The sequence below is a fragment of the Granulicatella elegans genome (assembly GCF_020735385.1).
In the GTDB taxonomy this organism is placed as follows: Bacteria; Bacillota; Bacilli; order Lactobacillales; family Aerococcaceae; genus Granulicatella; species Granulicatella elegans_B.
Window position 1 is genome coordinate 887,191 of the sequence record NZ_CP085953.1, and the last position, 21,043, is coordinate 908,233.

Sequence of the window (21,043 nt, forward strand, 5' to 3'; positions counted from 1 at the left end):
GCCCGGATATGTTATGATAAAGAGAACTGAAATAGGAGAGGTGAATGACACATGGTAGATCAATTAGAATTAGTGGTCATTACAGGAATGAGTGGTGCCGGAAAAACGGTCGCAATGCAGAGCTTTGAGGATATGGGCTATTTTTGCGTTGACAATATGCCACCAAGTTTATTACCAAAATTTTGGGAATTAGTAAAAGAATCTGGAAAAATTACAAAAATTGCATTAGTCATCGACTTACGTTCAAGAGCTTTTTTCGATGAAATTATGCCATCGATTAGTGGATTAGATAATACTTCGTTTATTACTACGAAAATTTTATTTTTAGAAGCAAGTGATGATTCATTGGTTTCTCGTTATAAAGAAACTCGTCGTACTCACCCATTAGCAGGTGATGGACGTGTATATGATGGCATTGTAGCGGAACGTCGTTTATTACAAGATATTAAAGTGCGCGCACAAAAAGTCATTGATACTACAACTCTTTCTCCAAGAAAATTGCGTGAAGAAATTATGCATACTTTCTCAAATGGAGATAGTGATATTTTTACCATTCAAGTAGTATCGTTTGGATTTAAATATGGTATTCCAATTGATGCGGATATCGTAATGGATGTTCGTTTCTTACCAAATCCGCATTATATCGATGAATTACGTCCGTTAACAGGACAAGATTCTGCCGTTTATGATTATGTCATGAGTCAACCAGAGACAAAAACTTTCTATCATAAATTTATGGAATTATTAGATTTTGTCATTCCTGGTTATAAAAAAGAAGGAAAATCCAGTGTAACGATTGCGATTGGATGTACGGGTGGACAACACCGTTCTGTTGCATTAACAGAACGTACAGGAAGAGAATTAATGTCTGACTCATATCATGTAATGATTTCTCACCGAGATAAAGATAAACGTAAAGAAGGGAATGGTCGTTCGTGATTTTTGAAGTAGAACCTCAAGAAAAAAAGCGAAAGAAAGGACCTAAAATTACCGTTATTGGTGGTGGAACAGGATTACCTGTATTATTAAGAAATTTAAGAAAACAGGATGCAAATGTTACAGCAATTGTAACGGTTGCTGATGATGGAGGAAGTTCAGGCGTTATTCGTGACTATATTAATGTTGTGCCTCCAGGAGATATTCGTAACTGCTTATGTGCATTATCTCCAATGAGTTCTTTGCAAAAAGATATTTTTCAATATCGCTTCAAGTCAGATGATCAATTTTTTGCAGGTCATGCAATTGGGAATTTAATTATTGCTGCCTTAACAGAAATGCAGGGAAATAATATTTTTGATGCCATTCGTCTTCTTTCTAGAATGATGAGTATTGAAGGGCATGTTTATCCTGCTGCAGAAGAACCATTATTGCTAAGAGCAGAATTTGAAGATGGAACGATTGTAGATGGAGAGTCTCAATTAGCCAAGCATCGTAAAAAAATTAAACATGTTAGCGTTCATACTTATGATGAAAATCGTAAACCAATTGCTTCTCGAGATGTTGTAGAAGCCATTATGGAAGCCGATATGGTAGTAATTGGACCGGGAAGTTTATATACAAGTATTTTGCCAAACTTAATGATTGAAGATATTGGACGAGCAGTTTGCGAAACACAGGCAGAAGTGGTGTATATTTGTAATATTATGACGCAACTTGGGGAAACAGAACATTTTACAGATAGTGATCATGTTCGTGTGTTACATGAGCATTTAGAAGAATCTTTTATTGATACAGTATTAGTCAATACGGAGTCTGTTCCAGATGAATATTTAAATCAACAAAAACATGAAGAATATTTATATCAAGTAAAATATGATTTCCAAGGCTTACGTGATCAAGGATGTCGAGTAATCTCGACAGATTTTCTTAAATTAAGAGAAAATGGTGTCTATCACGATGGACAAAAAGTCATTGATGAATTATTTACTTTATTACGAAGTGTCAAACATGATTAACGAAAAAGAAGTGGGGAAGAGCAATGGTTCTTTCCCACTCCTATTGTATAAAGAGAGGAGGGTATTATGTCATTTGCATCTGAAACGAAAAAAGAATTAACGCAATTAGAAGTACATATTGAACATGCAAAAGCAGAATTAGCGGCCCTGATTCGTATGAATGGTTCTCTAAGTTTATTTAATCGTCAGTTTGTATTAAATATCCAAACAGAAAATGCGGCAATTGCAAGACGTATTTTCGTATTATTAAAACAGCATTATCAAATTGAAAGTGAATTACTAGTTCGCCGTAAAATGAAATTGAAGAAAAATAATGTGTATATCGTACGGTTAAAACAAGGGACTAAGGAAATTTTAAGTGATCTAGGTATTATGGAAAACTTGGAATTAATTACACATATTCCACTAGAGATTCGTGATAATGAAGAGAAAATGCGTTCTTATTTAAGAGGTGCATTCCTAGCAGGGGGATCCGTAAATAATCCTGAAACGAGTCGCTATCATTTAGAAATTTATTCTAACTATGAAGAACATAATGAAGATATTTGTGATATGATGAATGCTTTTGGGCTCAATGCCAGAATGATTGAGAGAAGAAATGGATTTATTACTTATTTAAAAGAAGCAGAAAAAATTGCGGATTTTCTTGCGCTCATTGGGGCAGCGAATGCGATGATGAAATTTGAAGACATTCGTATTGTACGAGATATGAGAAACTCGGTGAATCGTTTAGTGAACTGTGAAAATGCCAATATTAATAAAGTCGTTACAGCAGCTTCTCGTCAAATGGAAGATATTTTATTCATTGAGGAGAAAGTTGGTTTAGAGGCATTACCTGTAAAATTATTTGAATTAGCTCAAGTGAGAAAAGAAAATCCGGATATTAGTTTGAAGGACTTAGGGGAAATTATTCCTTCTGGTTCGATTTCAAAATCGGGGGTAAACCATCGTTTGAGAAAAATATCTGAATTTGCTGAAAATTTAAGAAAAAATATTTCGTAAAAAAATATTTTTTGAGATTTTTTTCGTACTTATAGAGTGAAGAACAAATTGTTCTTTAATCATTTAATGGAGGTACGGAAAAATGAATCATGTTTCATTAATTGGTCGTCTGATTAAGGACGTCGCTGTTCATCAATCTGAGAAGGGAAATTCTGTTTGTCGAAATACTTTGGCAGTACAGAGTATTTATAGGCAGAATGATGGGGATAAGCAGACGGATTTTATTCAGGTGATTGCTTTTGGAAAGCTGGCGGATCGGATTCAGCGTTTTGTGAAGAAGGGTGATCGTTTAGGGATTGAGGGTCGTATTCATTCGAGACATTATAAGAATCGTGATCAGCAGGATGTTTATGTGACAGAGGTGATTATTGAGGAATGTTATTTCTTAGAGCCTAAGTCGCAAGAAACTGAGCCAGAAGAAACGGATGAGTTTGCTTCGATTTTCACGGTTGAAGGGGAATAAGATAAAAGACTTCCTGGAATTGTAGTATTAGGTCTTTCCTGCACTACAATGGGAAGTCTTTTTTTGTTCTTTGGAATGACATGGGAGCGTAAGTGATTAATCAACACCCAATTCCTTTCTCACATCTGACAAAGAAGTAAGTTTCCCTTGCTGAATGTCCTGATGACCAAGCAAAATCTCTTTTTTCAAATCTTCAAAGGCAACTTGATATTGTGGTTCTTGAGAATCGCTGAATACAAATTCTTTAGGGTCAACTGCTCCAGTTGCAATTTTACGAAGTGCTGCGTTGAATACATCAGATAAAGTTATCTTTTCATCTGCTAGTATCTCTTTTGATTGTTGGTAGAATGTAGAATCTGCTCTAAAATTCACTGGTTGAGTACTCGCCATAATAACCACCTTTTGTAAAGATATTTTGTAAATACATTGTAGCATAATTTATTGTGTTGAAAAATTAAAACAAAGGCTGCCTTGTTCGGTGCAGACACTAATAAAATGTATGTCTCTTTCTCATGGAAGAACATAAAAATATGAGTAATGAGTTGAGTGATACTACTTGAGCAGTTGAACGTATTATTCCTTCTCAATAACGATACGTTCAATTGCCTTAATAACACCATTATTTTCGTTTGTGTCAGTTACAATGCTGCATAGATGTTTAACTTCTTCTGTGGCATTTCCCATTGCGATTGCTAATCCTGCGTATTGAAGCATTTCGATATCATTGGCGGCATCTCCAATAGCGGCAATTTCGTTTTGGTTGAGGTTGAGTCTTTGGACTAATTTTTCTAGTCCATAAGCTTTATTGACGCCTTTTTTTAGGACCTCAACTAAATATTTTTGGCTACGAACGACATAGAATTCCTCTCTCCATGAATCTGGAATTACTGTCTCAAATTCGTTTAATTGTTCTTCATCTCCAAGTAGTAAAATTTTATAAAAATCTGTTGTAAGAGATTCTTTCGTTGTAATACGTTTGATTTCTCCGTTGATGATTTTTACATCATATTCCATCCATTCTGTTGGTTCTTGGTCAAAGGAGTAGTAATAATCAACTCCGCCTCCCATCACACTAATGTTGTGTTCTTTTCCAAGTTGAATCCATTTTTGGATAGCAGCTGAATCTACAAATGCATCCATGATACGGTTCCCTGTTTGGCTTTCATAAATATTAGCGCCGTTTTGACTAATAATATAATGATTTTCTTCAAGATATCCTAAATCTTTTAAGTAAGGACGAATTCCTGTTTCTGGTCTACCTGTACATAGAACTAATAGTGTTTCTGTATCTTTATGATGAAATTCTTTGAAATATTGTTTCGTTTCTTCTAGTAATTGTTTTTTAGAATTTAATAATGTTCCATCCATATCGATGGCAATTAGTTTAATCATCTGATTGACTCCTTTTTAAAATGTGTTTTCATTTTACCATAAAAATACCGACCTCCAAAGGTTCATTTTTGGAAGTCGGTAAACTTTTTATTTTTCATTTTCTAAACGTTCAAAGGCATCGTGAATGACTTGTTTTAAGGCAGTAGCAGATAAATCCATTTTTTCTTGTTCAGCATCAGCTAATGGGATTTCAATAATTTGACGAATGCCATCTCGTCCAATAACGGCTGGAACTCCGATATAAATATCTTCTTGTCCATAATGTCCTTCGAGATAGACGGATAATGGGAAGATAGCTCTTTCGTTATTTAAAATGGCTTTTGTAATTCTTGCTAGGGTTGCTCCGATACCATAGTAAGTAGCTCCTTTTTTCGCAATGATTTCATAAGCAGCATCTCTTACTTGGAAGAATACTTCGACTAATTTTTCTTCATCTGTATCCGGATTTTGGCGAACCCATTCATAAATTTGTAATCCACCGACATTTGCATGAGACCAAACTGGGAATTCTGTATCTCCGTGTTCTCCTAGGATATATCCATGAACGTTTCGAGCATCGACATCGATTAATTCAGCAATTGCTTGACGGAAACGAGCACTATCTAATGCAGTACCTGATCCTACTACACGATTTTTTGGCAATCCAGAAAATTTCCAAGTAGCGTAAGTTAAAATGTCTACAGGATTTGATGCAACTAAGAAGATTCCATCAAATCCACTTGCCATAATTGGATCAATAATCCCTTTTAAGATTTTTAAGTTTTTGTGTACTAAGTCAATTCGAGTTTCACCTGGTTTTTGAGCTGCACCTGCTGTGATACAAATAACGTCTGCATCTTGGCAGTCTTCATAACTGGCTGCATAGATTTTCTTAGGAGAGTTGAATGCTAGAGCGTGTGATAAGTCTAAGGCATCTCCTTCTGTTTTTTCTCGTGCAATATCAATAATTCCAAGTTCTTCCGCAATTCCTTGAAGAACAAGGGCATAGGCATAACTAGAACCTACAGCGCCATCTCCAACTAAAATTACTTTATTACTAGGTTTAATAAATTTTTTCATACTGTTACCTCCTGTTCCCTAAATGGAATAACTATGAATAGTATAACATATTTTATTTTGTGAAGGGTTTTCAGAAGCTTACAAAATGAATTAAATTTTCGGTTTTTGAATAGTTTGTGATATACTAAGTAGGACTCAAGATAGAAATGGGTGTGAACGTATGAAATTAATCATTGGATTAGGAAATCCAGGAGCAAAATATAAAGGAACTCGTCATAATATCGGATTTATTACTGTTGACGAATTTGCTTACCAAGAAAAATTGGAATTTAATCAAGCGTTATTTGATGCAACTTTTACTCAAACACATATCGATGGAGAAAAAGTCATTTTCATGAAGCCGTTGACGTATATGAATTTATCCGGTCAAGCGGTTCGTCCGTTCATGAATTATTTTAAAATTGATATTGAAGATATTGTAGTGCTTTATGATGATATGGATCTTCCAGTAGGAAAAATTAGGTTACGTCAAAAAGGCAGTGCCGGAGGACATAATGGGGTTAAGAGTATCATTAGTTGTTTAGGAAGTGACCAGTTTAATCGCATTAAAATTGGTGTAGGTCGACCGGCACCAGGTCGAAGTGTAATCAATCATGTATTAGCTAATTTTGAAAAGGAAGAACAAGAAGATATTTTAGCTTCTGTAGATAAAAGCGTAGAAGCGCTAAGAGATTGGATAAAATGCGATAACTTTATTCAAACAATGAATCGTTATAATTAAATAAACTTGAAAAAAGGCTGGAGCGAAAGTTTCAACCTTTTTAGTGCGTATATAAAGAGGAAGGAAAAGATATGTTACCGTTAGGAATTAGTAAAAAACAAATCCATAGTTTTAAAGAATGGATAGAGAATCTTCCTATGATGCAAAGTCAGTTAGTGTTAGGGTTAACTGGAGCTGCGAAGCATTTAGCAGTAGCAAATGCGTATGATCATTGGAAAGGACCAATAGTTATTGTAACGCCAACAATGTTACAAGCAACTCAATTATATGAAGAATTAGGACAATGGTATGAAGATGAAGTCCATTTGTTTACAGTAGAGGAATCGTTAGCGGCAGAATATTCCATCCATTCTCCTGAAGTGATTAGTAATCGAATTCGAACTTTGCAGTTTTTAGCAAGTGGAGAAAAAGGAATTGCGGTCGTTCCTTTGTCAGGAATTCAAAAGCCACTAGTTCCATTAGAAGTTTGGAAGAAAAGTACGGTTGAATTAGTTGTTGGAGAAACAAGATTAGAAGTAGAAGAATTAGTGAGTCAATTAGGACGGATGGGGTATCGTAGAGAAGCGATGGTAGCTGCACCGGGAGAATTTTCCGTTCGTGGAGGCATTGTTGATATTTATCCGTTGGATCAAGAACATCCGATTCGGTTAGATTTTTTTGATGATGAATTAGATTCCTTGCGTCATTTTGATGCAGAAACACAACGCTCACTTGAAATGGTGGAAAATATTATTCTTTTACCGGCAACTGATATTCCATTTGAATATGAAGTAGTATTTGAGGCAAAAGCTAAAATTCAAAAAGCTTATGAAAAAGATATGAAGAGTAGTGAATCAGATGAACGTACGCAATTATTAACCAATCAAATGAATCACCTGTTGACACAATTAGAAGAAGGAGAGATTCCTCCTAAAATATCTTATTGGCTTGAACTATTTTATAAAGAGAAAACGACTATTTTAGATTATGTGTCTAAAAAGGGATATTTATTAATTGATGATTATGCTCGTATTCAAGAAAAACAACGTTCACTTCATGAAGAAGCAGGATTATGGAAAATTCATCAATTAGAATTAGGAATGATTGCTAGTTCGATTGATATGATTTTTGAAGGAAAGAAAGTATTAAAAGATTCTACGCTTCCAAGAACGTATTTTTCATTATTCCAAAAGGGATTGGGACGATTAACGTTTGAAGCCATTCACAATATTCAAGAACGTTCGATGACACAATTCTTCTCGCAAATGCCAATGGTCAAAGTAGAAGCAGATCGTTGGGCGAAACAAAAGGCTACGGTTATTGTAGTGGTGGATCGGTTAACGAGAGCTTCAAAAGTAGAACAAACTTTCCATGATTTTGATATTCCAGCGATTATTACAAAAGAAGTACAAGAAGGAATTCTTCAAATTATGGTAGGAACTTTTAGCCATGGATTTGAATTACCGCAAGATAAATTTGTAGTCGTTACAGAAAAGGAACTGTTTAATAAATTAACGAAGCGTGCTCCAAGAACTCAAAAAATTTCTAATGCGGAGAGATTGAAGAGTTATACCGAATTAGCAGTTGGAGACTATGTTGTCCACGTCAATCATGGGGTCGGTGTGTATCAAGGAATGGAAACATTAGAGATTAATGGTGTCCATCAAGATTACATGTCGATTCATTATCAAGATGGAGGGCATTTATTTGTACCCGTTCATCAAATTAAATTAGTTCAAAAATATGTTTCTTCGGATGCAAAAGTTCCTAAATTAAATAAATTAGGAAGTAGCGAATGGGCTAAAACGAAACGTAAAGTTGAAACGAAAATTGAAGATATTGCGGATGAATTAATTGAATTATATGCAAAACGTGATGCAGAAAAAGGGTATGCCTTCAGCAAGGATACCGTAGAACAAAAAGAATTTGAAGAAGCCTTTCCTTATTCAGAAACTCAAGACCAGTTAAGAAGTATTGAGGAAATTAAAGCAGATATGCAAAAAGATAAACCAATGGATCGTTTACTTGTTGGAGATGTTGGGTATGGGAAAACGGAAGTAGCTATGCGTGCAGTTTTCAAAGCGTTAATGGATGGCAAACAAGCGGCTGTATTAGTACCAACAACGATTTTAGCAGAACAACATTATGAAAATTTTGTTCAAAGATTTGCAGATTATCCGTTCACGATTGGCTTGTTAAGTCGATTTAGATCGAAGAAAGAACAACAAGAAACTATTGATGGTCTGAAAAAAGGGCAAGTGGATGTTGTCATTGGAACGCATCGTGTTTTATCAAAAGATGTAGATTTCTTAGATTTAGGTTTATTAGTAGTCGATGAAGAACAACGATTTGGGGTAAAACATAAAGAACGATTGAAACAATTAAAATCTCAAGTCGATGTTTTAACATTAACTGCAACGCCAATTCCTAGAACCTTGCATATGTCGATGCTTGGCGTACGTGATTTATCCGTTATTGAAACGCCACCTTCAAACCGTTATCCTGTCCAAACTTTTGTGATGGAACAACAAGGAATTACGATTAAAGATGGCATTGAACGAGAATTAACTCGTGGAGGACAAGTCTTTTATTTATATAATCGTGTGGAGACTATTGAGAAGAAAGCAGATGAATTACGTCAATTAGTTCCTGAAGCAAGAGTCGGAGTCATTCACGGACAAATGAGTGAAACAACATTAGAAAATATTTTATATCAATTTATTGAAGGCGAATATGATGTTTTAGTGACAACAACAATTATTGAAACAGGGGTAGATATTCCAAATGTCAATACTCTGTTTATTGAAAATGCAGATCATATGGGCTTGTCTCAGTTATATCAATTACGTGGAAGAGTGGGACGAACGAACCGTATTGCGTATGCGTATTTAATGTATCAACCAGATAAAACTTTAACAGAAGTTGGAGAAAAACGTCTACAAGCGATGCGTGACTTTACAGAATTAGGATCAGGATTCAAAATTGCGATGCGAGATTTATCGATTCGTGGTGCAGGGAATTTATTAGGAAAACAACAGCATGGATTTATTGATTCTGTTGGATTTGATTTATATTCTCAAATGTTGAGTGAAGCAGTATTGAAAAAACAAGGAAAAGCTGTTCCAACATTGGAAGATTCTGTTGAAATTGATTTACAAGTAGATGCTTATATTCCATCTACTTATATTCAAGATGAACGTCAAAAAATTGAAATGTATAAACGAATTCGTTCCATTGATAGTATGGAAACGTATCATGAATTATTAGATGATTTTATTGATCGCTTTGGGGAGTTTCCAGATGAAGTGAGCTATTTATTAGAAGTTGGAATGTTAAAATATTTTGCAGAGCAATTATCGATTACTTCGATTAAGAAAAAACGATATTCAATCATTGTATCGATTGCTCAACCGGTGGCTCAACGATTAGAAGGAGTTGCCATTTTTGAAGCTCTTGGGCCAGTGAAATTACCTGCTCAAGTCACTAAAAAAGGGATGACTTTACAAGTATTACTCAATGTAACGAATCAGCCAACGGATTTATGGCTAGAACAATTAAAAATTTTGTTAGAAAAATGTTGTGAAGTTGTAGCAAATCAAAAAGAGGAAAATGACTAAGCAAAGAGAGGAGGAGCTAATGGTTAAATCGAACAGACAGATGATGCAAGGAGCGTTGGTATTGTCACTAGCAGCCTTCATTGCGAAAATATTAAGTGCCGTTTATCGAGTTCCTTTCCAAAATATGGTTGGAAATACTGGGTTTTACGTTTATCAGCAAGTCTATCCCATTTATGGAATTGGAATGACCTTTGCTCTCTCTGGTTTCCCAGTATTTGTGTCAGCATTGATTGCTCAGTATCGTTCGGATTATGAATTGTCTCTTCTTTTAAAACGATTATTTTGGATTTTAAGTGGATTAGGGATAGGAGTATTTTTACTTCTATATACACAGTCAGAACTCATTGCTTCATGGATGGGAGATACTTTATTATCCCCAGTCATTCAAAGTGTTTCGTGGATGTTTTTAATGATGCCATTTTTGGTCATTGCAAGGGGATATTTCCAAGGAACGAATCGAATGGTTCCAACAGCTGTTTCTCAAGTAGTGGAACAAGTCGTTCGAGTAAGTGTTATCTTATTGGCAGCAAGTTTTTATGGCAGTCTCACGAATGATTTATATGTAGTGGGAACTTGGGCAATGTCGAGCGCAGTGATTGCGGCAGTGATAGCAACTTTTGTATTATTGTATTATAAAAAATCAGACTCTTTTGAAAATTGGAATGGCAGTCGAGAGATTGAACCTCGTAAGATTCAATGGGGAGTCTTGCTAAAGAGATTCGTCATTGAAGGTGGAACTATATGTTTATTAAGTTCGATATTAGTATTGTTCCAATTAATAGATTCATTTACCTTATTTAAAGGTCTAGTAGAACAGGGAATCAGTCAAGAAGTTGCCAAAGATTTAAAAGGAATTTTTGATCGAGGACAACCATTGGTGCAATTAGGAATGGTTGTAGGAGTGGGATTTTCTTCAAGCTACTTACCCTTACTCAGTCGTAGTTATACAAAGCAACATTTAGAAGAGTTTGAACAATTGAAACAGTCTCTTTTAAAAATGACAATGGTATTTTCAGTGGTAGCAACAGTAGGATTATTGGTTATTTTACCAAGAGTCAATCATATGCTTTTTGGAGATATTCAAGGAAATGATGTATTGAGTGTTTATAGTATTAGTATTGTGTTGGCGTCTATGATGATGGCGTACCATGGAATATTACAAAGTACTGGAAAATATTCTATTACGCTTATGGCTTTATTAGTCGGATTGATTACAAAAGCATTTGGCAATATGGTCTTTGTTCGATGGCTTCAAACATTAGGAGCTAGTATTGCAACGGTTTTAGGGTTGTTTATGATGCTAGCAATGATTTGGATTCTGAGTGGAGAGGGAAAATATTCTTTGAATCATCTAAAGTCAACGATGATAAAATTAGGAATTGTAACAATAGGAATGGCAATCGTTGTAGGAATTTTGAATAGCATTTTTAAAGGTTATTTCCCAGCTGGTGATTCTAGAACAAAAGATACGCTGATTGCTCTATTATTAGTGAGTGTTGGAATCATCGTATTTATAATAGGGGCGATTCGGATAAAATTATTTACCATTCGTGAATGGTTGATGATTCCAAAAGGGAAAATGCTATTAAGATTTACAAGAAAATGGAAGAAACGAGGGTAAAAGAATGAGATTAGATAAATATTTAAAAGTATCTCGATTGATTAAAAGAAGAAGTGTTGCAAAAGAAGTAGCCGATAAAGGAAGAATTACGGTACAAGATAAAGTGGCAAAATCTTCAACGGATGTAAAAGTAGGAGATAGGATTACCATTCAATTTGGAAATAAGACTGTAACGGTTCGAGTGGATGCAATTTTAGATTCAACGAGAAAAGAAGATGCCAAAGAAATGTTTACGATTTTAGAAGAAAAACAAGTAGTGAAAACAGAAGGGTTTTAAAACGGAGAAGAGAGAGTTGGTTAGTCCACCTCTCTTATTTTTTAGGAAAAACTTACACAAAATATTGTACACTCTCGTTTGGTCCTATAATTATAAAGAGCACGATGCTACATTTTCACTCAGTACCTTTTGGTGTGATTGTGGACTTAACAATTGTGTTTCTTAGAATGATGCCAAAATGGAAAGATAAGATTTCTTGACAATTATGGAAGAAAAGAATAGAATAATGGGAACGTTATCATTTTGGTGATAGTACAAAAAATTCAATGATCATGAAGGAGCAAGTATGGTAGAAACAATTTTAAGTAGAAATTTTGATGCAATATTAGAAGTTAGACATTTAATAGCCATTATTTTAGCTTGCTTATGTGGATGGGCTATTGGACATGAACGAAAATCTAGAAATAAACAAGCAGGAATTAAAACTCACGTTATTGTAGCGTTAACTTCAGCGTTAATGATGTTAATCTCTAAAGAAGCATTTTTAGATACTTCCAAATTTGATACAGCACGTGTGGCAGCGCAAGTAGTTAGTGGTATTAGTTTTATCGGTGGTGGAATTATCTTTATGAGAGATAAGAAAATCAGCGGAATTACAACGGCTTCAGGAATTTGGGCAACAGCAGGTATTGGTTTAGCAATTGGTGGAGGAATGTGGATTTTTGGAGTTGTTTGTGCAGCAGTTGTTGTCATAATCCAATTATTGACACATGAGTCTCCATTGAAGGCACAAAATCGTCAAGTCAGTATCCATTGCTTAGTCCCAGATGTAACGATTATGCAGAAGATTTATGATTTTTGTCATTTAGAGGATTATCAATCGATTCAAGTTGAAGCAAAAGAATTGGATGATGGTCAATATGAACTGATTTTACGTGTAGAGCATGATGAAGAAATTGTAATTGAGAAAATTCAAGAGTATATGGAAGAACAACATTCTGATTTAGAAGTGAAGAAGATTAAGTTTAAAACCGAAGAATATTAACGAACAAGACTTGTCTGAGATAGTAAGAAGGACGCCAGAAACTTCGCAAAGCGAATCTCATGGCTATGTCGAAAGTCTTTTTTTATAAAAATTTCCATGAAAGCATAGACTAGTTATCATATTCTTGTTATACTCGTCATATAATCATTAAAGGAGTCAGTGCAGTGAATAAACAGCAACAAGAAAATAGCAACATTATTGCGTTTAAAGCAAAAAAGAAAAAATTGCATAAAAATGTTCATTTACCGAAAGTGCCTGTGTGGAAACGAGTAGCTGTATGGCATTCATTACTTATGGCAGTAGTGATAGCTGTTATTGGAACACTGATTTTACAAATTGTTGGACAGATGAATCAAGCTAGTAAGATTGAAGCACAAATCGTAGAAGCGAAAAAAGAAGAAGCAAAAGAAAAAGAAAAACAAAAGGCTCTAGTTCAACAAGTTGAGTTATTACAACAAGATGATTATGTTGCAAAACTTGCACGAAGTGAATATTACTTAAGTAAATCAGGAGAAATTATTTTCAATACACCTGATGATGCTGCGCAAAATAAAATTCAACAAGCAAAAGATAATCAATCTCGTCATTAATTTTTGCAAAGTGCTACGAATGTTAGAAATAATCTTTTATACTCGTTGAGCGTGTGTATAAAAGGAAAATTTGAAGGAGGAACGCTTTTTATATGTCAATTGAGGTAGGGAATATTTTACCTGGTAAAGTAACTGGTATTACAAATTTTGGGGCTTTTGTGGATTTAGGAAATCGTAAAACGGGTTTAGTTCACATTAGTGAAGTATCTAACTCTTATATTAAAGATATTAAAGATGTCTTAACAGTTGGAGATGAAGTACAAGTAAAAGTAATGGAAATTTCTGGAGACGGAAAAGTAAGTTTATCAATTCGTCGTGCAAGTGCCGATTTTTCTGAAGAAACTGTTGAAGAAAAGCCAAAATTCCAAAAATCAGCTTCACGTAATCAAGAAGGTCAAGGGTTTAAAAAGCCTTATTCAGCTAAATCAGCTCCGTCGTTTGAAAAAAAATCTCCATCACAAGCAAAAGTGAATGATTTTGATGCAATGATGAGTTCCTTCTTAAAAGATTCTGAAGATCGTTTAACTTCATTAAAACGTAATACAGAAGGCAAACGTGGCGGACGTGGCGGACGTCGCTCATAATAAAGTATTCTAATGAGGCTGGAAATATCCAGTCTCATTTTTGTCATTGGAAGATATCAATCAGATGGGAGGTGTTTGAATGAAGAATGTAGAACGATTTTTAAAGCAATATATTCCTAATTGGCAACAAGAGTCTTTTTTATTAGCTGTTTCGGGTGGTGTAGATTCGATGGTGTTATTGGAGAGTTTTTTCTTGATTCAAAAAAAATATCCGTTATTACAGTTTTCGGTTGTTTATATTCATCATCATCTTAGAAAAGAATCAGATGAAGAAGAGTCGATGGTTCGAATTTTTTGTAGTGAAAGAAATATTTCGCTGGAAGTGCATCATTGGGAACAAGGAGCTAGTCAGACAGTAGGAATTGAAGAAAAAGCAAGAAAATTTCGCTATCAAAAATTGGAAGAATCTATGAATAAAAATCAAGCCCCTTATGTCGTTGTAGCTCATCATGCAGATGATCAATCGGAAACGGTTTTAATGAAATTAACTAGAGGAAGTACGCTTGAAGGGATTGCAGGAATGAAGCCAATTCGTTCTTTTGGTAATGGCTATCTCATTCGTCCTTTTTTAACGGTGAATAAAGAAGAATTATACAAGTATGCTTCGATTCATCAAATACCTTATCGAGAAGATGCCTCGAATCAAAGTTTAGAATATACGAGAAATCGATTTAGACAGGAAATCATTCCGCTTTTCAAACAGGAAAACCCTAAATTGAATCAAAAAATTCAAGAATTTACGCAAACGTTACAAGAACAACAAGAATTGATTTTACATCTAGCTTATCAATGGATGGAACAAGAAATAGTAGAATTACATAACGGTTGGTCTTGGAATCGCGAAAATTACATCAAGCAACCAGTAGGACTTCAAAAAGTTATTTTAGTAGAACTATCTAAAAAACTTTGGGGATTATTGAGTACAAAAAATGTATCCGAGATTCAAAAAGCTGTTTTGTCGGATAAGTCTCAACTGAGTTTGAATTTGCCAAAAGGATGGGTTTTCCAAAAAAGATATGATCAATTACAGATTGTAAAAGAAGAAAAAAATGACATTCCCTATCAAGAAATAAGTGTAGAAAATATTCAATCAGCAGATATTGTGTTATCAGAAGATGAAGTTGTATCATTTACAGCAAAAAAGGGGTGGAAGATGTTTGTATCGAGGGAAGATTTTCCATTAACCATTCGTAGGAGAAAGCCAAATGATTGTTTTCTTTTGAACGAAAATCAACATCAGAGTATAAGAAGATGGTGTATTAATCAGAAAATTCCTAAAGAAGAAAGGGATAAATTATGGGTTGTAGAAAATTCTTCAAAAGAAATCATCGCAATATTAGGATTTCGCAAAACACAATCATTGTCCAAAAGCAAAGAAACTGATAGAATAAGAATAGTCTATAGAAAAAAGAAGAGGTGCTAATATGTTAGATAATTATATTGCAGAAGTAGTTGTCAGCAAGAAAGAATTAGAAGAAACAATTGAAAAATTAGGGAAGACTTTAACAGCAGAGTATCAAGATAAAAATCCATTAGTCATTTGTATTTTAAAAGGAGCTATTTTCTTTATGACAGACCTTGTTCGTGCGATGGACTGTGATTTAGAAGTAGATTTTATGGATGTATCTAGTTATGGAGATGCATTTGAATCAAGTGGTGAAGTTCGTATTTTGAAAGATTTAGATCAAAGTGTAAAAGATCGTCACGTGTTAATTGTAGAAGATATTATTGATACAGGTCGTGCTTTAGCGCATGTGGTTGAACTATTAAAACATCGTCAAGCAGCAAGTGTTAAAATCGTAACATTATTAGATAAACAAGAACGTCGTGTTATTGCTATTGATGCGGATTATGTTGGAGTGGAAGTTCCAAATAAATTTGTAGTGGGTTATGGTTTAGATTACAAACAAAACTTAAGAAACTTGCCATATATTGGCGTATTAAAACCAGAAGTGTATGAATCATAAGATTTGGTTAAGTTAATCATCAAAAATGGTCAAACGCCCTTGTGTGTGATACACTAAGCTATACAACAATTTATGAATTGCAGGAGGCAAAATGAATACAAATAATAATCGTCAAATATTTCGTAATGGACTAATGTATATTATGATTTTTGTGGCAATTGTTGGTTTAGTTTCTTGGTTTAATCAAGGTTCTAATGGACAAACGACAGAAGTTAGTTATACACAATTCATTCAAGAATTGAAAAAAGGTGACATTAAAGAAATTAAAATGCAGTATGCAAACTCCGTTTATACAATAACTGGAGAATATAAAGAAGCAAAAGAAAATACAAATACAACTTCTAAAGGTTTATCTGTATTTGATAAAAGATCTTCTAAAACTTCGAATTTTAAAACAACCGTTTTACCAAATGATGGAACGGTAACAGAAATTAATAATGCAGCTCAACAAGCAGGCACTCAAATTACGACTCTTCCTGAAAGTCAGTCTGGAGTTTGGTTATCATTATTTTTACAGGTAGTAATTCCAATTGCGATTTTTGGATTTTTAATGTATAACGTATTTTCAAGTCAAATGGGACAAGGTGGCCCACGTGGTGTAATGAATTTTGGTCGTTCAAAAGCAACCGATCAAAAACAAAAAGTAAAAGTTCGTTTCTCAGATGTAGCAGGAGCGGAAGAAGAAAAACAAGAATTAGTAGAAGTAGTAGAATTCTTAAAAGACCCTCGTAAATTTACAGCTCTTGGAGCTCGTATTCCCGCAGGTGTCTTATTAGAAGGCCCTCCAGGGACAGGTAAAACGTTATTAGCAAAAGCGGTTGCTGGTGAAGCAAATGTACCATTCTTCTCAATTTCAGGTTCTGAATTTGTTGAAATGTTCGTAGGGGTAGGGGCAAGCCGTGTTCGTGATTTATTTGAAAATGCGAAGAAAAACGCTCCAGCTATTATCTTTATTGATGAAATCGATGCTGTTGGTCGTCAACGTGGTACAGGTATGGGTGGAGGTCACGATGAACGTGAACAAACTCTAAACCAATTATTAGTTGAAATGGATGGTTTTGAAGGAACAGAAGGCGTCATCGTGATTGCTGCAACAAACCGTTCAGATGTACTAGACCCTGCTTTATTACGTCCAGGACGCTTTGACCGTCAAGTGTTAGTAGGTCGTCCAGATGTTAAAGGACGTGAAGCTATTCTGAAAGTTCATGCTAGAAATAAAAAATTAGCAAAAGAAGTGGACTTGAAAGTGATTGCTCAACAAACTCCAGGATTTTCTGGTGCTGAATTAGAAAACTTATTAAATGAAGCGGCGTTAGTAGCTGCAAGAAGAGATAAAAAATCTATTGATAAATTAGATGTCGATGAAGCACATGATCGTGTGATTGCAGGACCGGCGAAAAAAGATCGTGCGATTAGTGAAAAAGAACGTAAAATGGTTGCTTTCCACGAAGCTGGTCATACAGTTGTGGGGATGGTATTGAGTGATGCACGTGTTGTTCATAAAGTAACAATTGTTCCTCGTGGACGTGCAGGTGGATATGCGATTATGCTTCCAAAAGAAGATCGCTTCTTATTGACTAAAAAAGAATTATTCGAGCAAGTGGTTGGATTACTTGGGGGACGTGCTGCTGAAGAATTTATCTTTAATGAGAAAACAACAGGAGCAAGTAATGATTTTGAACAAGCAACTGGAATCGTTCGTAGTATGATTACAGAGTACGGAATGTATGATGAATTAGGAACGGTTCAATATGAAGGACATCATCAAGTCTTTATTGGACGTGATTATGGACAAACAAAAGCATATTCAGAACAAGTGGCTTTTGAAATTGACAATGCTGTTCGCTCTATTATGAAAGAAGCTTATGCAAAAGCTTTACAAATTTTAGAAGAACATCAAGAGCAATTAACGCTCATTGCTGAAAAATTATTAGAATTAGAAACTCTAGACGAACGCACGATTAAAGCATTGTTTGAAACTGGAGAAATGCCAACAGAAGATGTGGAGGAAGAGTATCCGAGTGAAGTACAAGCAGCAAGTTTTGAAGAAACTAAAAAAGCTTTAGAAAAACGTGAAGCTTCAAAACAAGAGGATTTTGAAGAAAAATCTGATTCAGATACGGATTCAGAACAAGAATAATGACAAGAAAGTGAGAAGGAGAAGTTAACGCTTTTCTTTCCCACTTTTCTTTTATGAAGGAAAGAAGGAATGAAGAATGAAAGATCATTTATTAAAAGTTCTAGCTTTTAATGATGAAGTGAAAGCGGTAGCGATTGTAGCTACGGAAACAGTATCTCAAGCACAAAAACGACATGACACATGGAATGCAGCTACAGCAGCATTAGGACGTACGATGATTGGAACTCAATTATTAGCGACTAGTTTAAAAGGAAAAGAAAAAATAACGGTTCAAGTGAATGGAGATGGGCCTGGTGGAAAAATCATGGCGGAAGCGAATGGGTTAGGTCAAATGAGAGGTTATATTTCCAATTCGCATGTAAGTTTGCCTTTAAATGAAAAAGAGAAACTAGATGTGCGTGGCGTTGTGGGAACTAATGGGACGATTACCGTCATTAAGGATTTACAAATGAAAGAACCATTTTCTGGACAAATTCCAATTGTAGATGGTGAACTCGGAATGGACTTTACATATTATTTAGCTGTTTCAGAGCAAATAAATGGAGCCGTTGGTGTTTCTGTTTTAGTGAATCCAGATGAATCTGTTCGTGCAGCGGGTGGATTTATGATTCAATTACTTCCAGGAGCTAGCGAAGAAACGATTGTAGAAATTGAACGCCGTATTAGCGAAATGCCTCTTGTTTCAAAATTAATTGACCAACAAGAAGAACCAATTGATTTATTAAATCGTCTGCTAGGAAAAGAAAATATTAAAGTGTTGGAAAAATTACCGGTAGAATTTCATTGTCCTTGTACAAGAGAAAGATTTAGTGCAGGATTATTATCGATTGGAGTAGAAGACTTACAACATTTAATTGATGAAGATCATGGAGCAGAAATTGTTTGTCATTTCTGCGGAGAGAAATATCAATTTACAGAAGAAAATTTAAATGAATTAATTGAAGAAATTCAAAGTCAAAAAATATGTAGAAAATAATTTTTTGAGACGATTGATGTCGTCTCTTTTTTATTCTGAAGAAAACAAAATCGCTAAATACTAGCTTATAAATAAATGAGAATTTTAAAAAAATTCTAATATGTGAAGAAATCGTGCTATTTTAACGATTAAGATTTTCAGAAAATCTATAATATGGTATACTTTTGCTATGTGACAGTCTAGAAATTGGCTGTTAGACGATTAGATAACAAAGAAGGGAAATGAATAAGGTGTTTGAAAAGTTATTAGATCGACTATCAAGTTTTAAGGGAAAAACTGAAAAAATCTATCGTCATGATTTGTTTTTAGAAGAAGAATTATCTCCAGCGCAATATTGGGAATACTCTGATAAATTAGCGTATTATTTACAGGAAAGATTACAGAATAATCGTCAACCAATCGTTGTTTATGGACATAAACATCCGATGATGCTTGTCTATTTCTTAGCCTGTGTTAAATCGGGACGTGCATTTTGTCCTGTGGATGTAAATACACCGATTGACCGTGTGAAAGATATTATTGCAACGGTACAATCACCAGTTGTATTAATAAGTGAAGAGATTGAATTAGAAACTCCGTTATTAGACGTTTCAGCTACTAAAGAAATTCTTCGTACGACAACTCAAAGTATTGATCCAAAATATTATGTAAAAGATGAAGATATTTTTTATATTATTTTCACTTCAGGAAGTACAGGGAAACCAAAAGGAGTTTCGGTTACTTACGAAAATCTAAATAACTTCTTGAAATGGTATACAGGCTATTATACAGAAAAAGGTTCGCAAGTCTTTTTAGGACACCCGCCATTTTCATTTGACTTATCAGTGATGTCTTTATGGCCATCACTTTATATGAATGCGCCATTAGTGCAAATTGATAGACAGCATTTACAAGATTTTAAAGTACTTTTCAATACATTAAAAGAATCAAATGCAACCATTTGGATTTCAACACCTTCATTTGCAGAAATGTGTTTAGTAGATCCGAGCTTTAATCAAGAATTATTGCCACAAGTTGATCAATTTGTTTTCTGTGGAGAAAAATTATTCGCTGCAACAGCGCAAAAATTATTAGATCGTTTCCCAAGTGCAGAGGTAGTGAATACTTATGGCCCAACAGAATCAACGGTGATGATTACATGGGTATCGATTACGAGAGAGATTTTGGAACAATATCCAAATAATTTACCAGTGGGTGTGATTAAACCAGGAACAACCGTTACGATTGACGGAGAACAGAGTGGGGAAATTATTATCCAAGGGGATACAGTAGCCAATGGATATTATCAAAACCCAGAAATGACGCAAAAAAGTTTTATGATCCCTGAAGTTGGAGAACGCAGCTATAAAACAGGAGACTTAGGTCATTTTGAAGGAGAATTATTATTCTGTGAAGGTCGTATTGATTTCCAAATTAAATTACATGGACATCGTATCGAATTAGAGGATATCGATAATAATTTATTGAACAATCCGAAAATTCGTCAAGCTGCAACGGTGCCATCTTATGCAGAAGATGGGAAAATTAAATCTATCATTTCTTATGTTGTTTATACAGAAGAAGTGAAAAGCCGATTTGCAACAGGTAAATTAGTAAAACAAGATTTAGCACAATATGTTCCAGAATATATGATTCCTAAAAAAATTGTCTTTTTAGATGAAATGCCATTAAATAATAATGGTAAGATTGATAAGAAAAAATTAAAGGAGTTATAG

Annotated in this window: 19 protein-coding genes; 16 read left to right on the forward strand and 3 right to left on the reverse strand. The window is 34.6% G+C overall.

The genetic code is table 11. From position 1 onward, the window contains the following. Positions 1–51 precede the first annotated feature (51 nt). The 4 genes from rapZ to LK443_RS04485 all read left to right on the forward strand — a co-directional run bounded on the left by rapZ (position 52) and on the right by LK443_RS04485 (position 3,420). Positions 52–939 (forward strand): RNase adapter RapZ, encoded by an 888-nt coding sequence (rapZ, locus tag LK443_RS04470; protein WP_227932356.1) that lies wholly within the window; start codon positions 52–54, stop codon positions 937–939. After that, entirely contained in the window at positions 936–1,955 is a 1,020-nt protein-coding gene (locus LK443_RS04475) for a gluconeogenesis factor YvcK family protein (protein ID WP_227932358.1), read from the forward strand. Before rapZ ends, LK443_RS04475 begins: the two co-directional genes overlap by 4 nt. A gap of 66 nt (positions 1,956–2,021) precedes the next feature. Beyond that, positions 2,022–2,957 (forward strand): DNA-binding protein WhiA, encoded by a 936-nt coding sequence (gene whiA, locus LK443_RS04480; RefSeq protein ID WP_227932360.1) that lies wholly within the window; start codon positions 2,022–2,024, stop codon positions 2,955–2,957. 82 nt (positions 2,958–3,039) lie between these two features. Then, entirely contained in the window at positions 3,040–3,420 is a 381-nt protein-coding gene (locus tag LK443_RS04485; RefSeq protein WP_227932362.1) for a single-stranded DNA-binding protein, read from the forward strand. 96 nt (positions 3,421–3,516) lie between these two features. On the opposite strand, the gene LK443_RS04490 is transcribed toward LK443_RS04485, so the two are convergent. From LK443_RS04490 to LK443_RS04500, 3 genes are all read right to left on the reverse strand, one after another. Next, positions 3,517–3,810 carry an antitoxin gene (locus tag LK443_RS04490; RefSeq protein ID WP_227932364.1) on the reverse strand — a complete coding sequence of 98 codons (294 nt, stop codon included), beginning with the start codon at positions 3,808–3,810 and terminating at the stop codon, positions 3,517–3,519. A 183-nt stretch (positions 3,811–3,993) separates the two neighbouring features. Beyond that, positions 3,994–4,812 (reverse strand): Cof-type HAD-IIB family hydrolase, encoded by an 819-nt coding sequence (locus LK443_RS04495; protein ID WP_227932366.1) that lies wholly within the window; start codon positions 4,810–4,812, stop codon positions 3,994–3,996. An 87-nt stretch (positions 4,813–4,899) separates the two neighbouring features. Continuing rightward, a complete protein-coding gene (locus LK443_RS04500; RefSeq protein ID WP_227932368.1) occupies positions 4,900–5,871 on the reverse strand; it encodes an L-lactate dehydrogenase in 972 nt (323 codons plus the stop codon). Between the two features lie 160 nt (positions 5,872–6,031). Between LK443_RS04500 and pth the strand changes: the two genes are divergently transcribed. The 12 genes from pth (at position 6,032) to dltA (ending at position 21,043) form a co-directional block, all read left to right on the forward strand. Further along, the gene (pth, locus tag LK443_RS04505; RefSeq protein WP_227932370.1) at positions 6,032–6,592 is read left to right on the forward strand and encodes an aminoacyl-tRNA hydrolase; all 561 of its coding nucleotides are present in this window, start codon (positions 6,032–6,034) and stop codon (positions 6,590–6,592) included. A gap of 71 nt (positions 6,593–6,663) precedes the next feature. Continuing rightward, on the forward strand, positions 6,664–10,188 hold the full coding sequence (gene mfd, locus LK443_RS04510; protein WP_227932372.1) for a transcription-repair coupling factor: 3,525 nt from the start codon (positions 6,664–6,666) through the stop codon (positions 10,186–10,188). Between the two features lie 19 nt (positions 10,189–10,207). Next, positions 10,208–11,809, forward strand: coding sequence for a putative polysaccharide biosynthesis protein (locus LK443_RS04515; RefSeq protein WP_227932374.1), 1,602 nt, complete (start codon positions 10,208–10,210; stop codon positions 11,807–11,809). A gap of 4 nt (positions 11,810–11,813) precedes the next feature. Beyond that, positions 11,814–12,086 carry an RNA-binding S4 domain-containing protein gene (locus tag LK443_RS04520; RefSeq protein WP_227932375.1) on the forward strand — a complete coding sequence of 91 codons (273 nt, stop codon included), beginning with the start codon at positions 11,814–11,816 and terminating at the stop codon, positions 12,084–12,086. Between the two features lie 286 nt (positions 12,087–12,372). Further along, a complete protein-coding gene (locus LK443_RS04525) occupies positions 12,373–13,071 on the forward strand; it encodes an MgtC/SapB family protein (protein WP_227932376.1) in 699 nt (232 codons plus the stop codon). A gap of 164 nt (positions 13,072–13,235) precedes the next feature. After that, positions 13,236–13,661 carry an FtsB family cell division protein gene (locus LK443_RS04530; RefSeq protein WP_227932377.1) on the forward strand — a complete coding sequence of 142 codons (426 nt, stop codon included), beginning with the start codon at positions 13,236–13,238 and terminating at the stop codon, positions 13,659–13,661. 92 nt (positions 13,662–13,753) lie between these two features. After that, a complete protein-coding gene (locus tag LK443_RS04535) occupies positions 13,754–14,245 on the forward strand; it encodes a S1 domain-containing RNA-binding protein (protein WP_227932378.1) in 492 nt (163 codons plus the stop codon). Positions 14,246–14,324: 79 nt separating this feature from the next. After that, a complete protein-coding gene (gene tilS / locus LK443_RS04540; protein WP_227932379.1) occupies positions 14,325–15,668 on the forward strand; it encodes a tRNA lysidine(34) synthetase TilS in 1,344 nt (447 codons plus the stop codon). Between the two features lies 1 nt (position 15,669). Further along, positions 15,670–16,212, forward strand: coding sequence for a hypoxanthine phosphoribosyltransferase (gene hpt, locus LK443_RS04545; RefSeq protein ID WP_227932380.1), 543 nt, complete (start codon positions 15,670–15,672; stop codon positions 16,210–16,212). A gap of 91 nt (positions 16,213–16,303) precedes the next feature. Next, positions 16,304–18,352 carry an ATP-dependent zinc metalloprotease FtsH gene (ftsH, locus tag LK443_RS04550; protein ID WP_227932381.1) on the forward strand — a complete coding sequence of 683 codons (2,049 nt, stop codon included), beginning with the start codon at positions 16,304–16,306 and terminating at the stop codon, positions 18,350–18,352. 76 nt (positions 18,353–18,428) lie between these two features. Further along, on the forward strand, positions 18,429–19,328 hold the full coding sequence (gene hslO, locus LK443_RS04555; RefSeq protein WP_227932382.1) for an Hsp33 family molecular chaperone HslO: 900 nt from the start codon (positions 18,429–18,431) through the stop codon (positions 19,326–19,328). 221 nt (positions 19,329–19,549) lie between these two features. Beyond that, a complete protein-coding gene (gene dltA / locus LK443_RS04560; RefSeq protein ID WP_227932383.1) occupies positions 19,550–21,043 on the forward strand; it encodes a D-alanine--poly(phosphoribitol) ligase subunit DltA in 1,494 nt (497 codons plus the stop codon).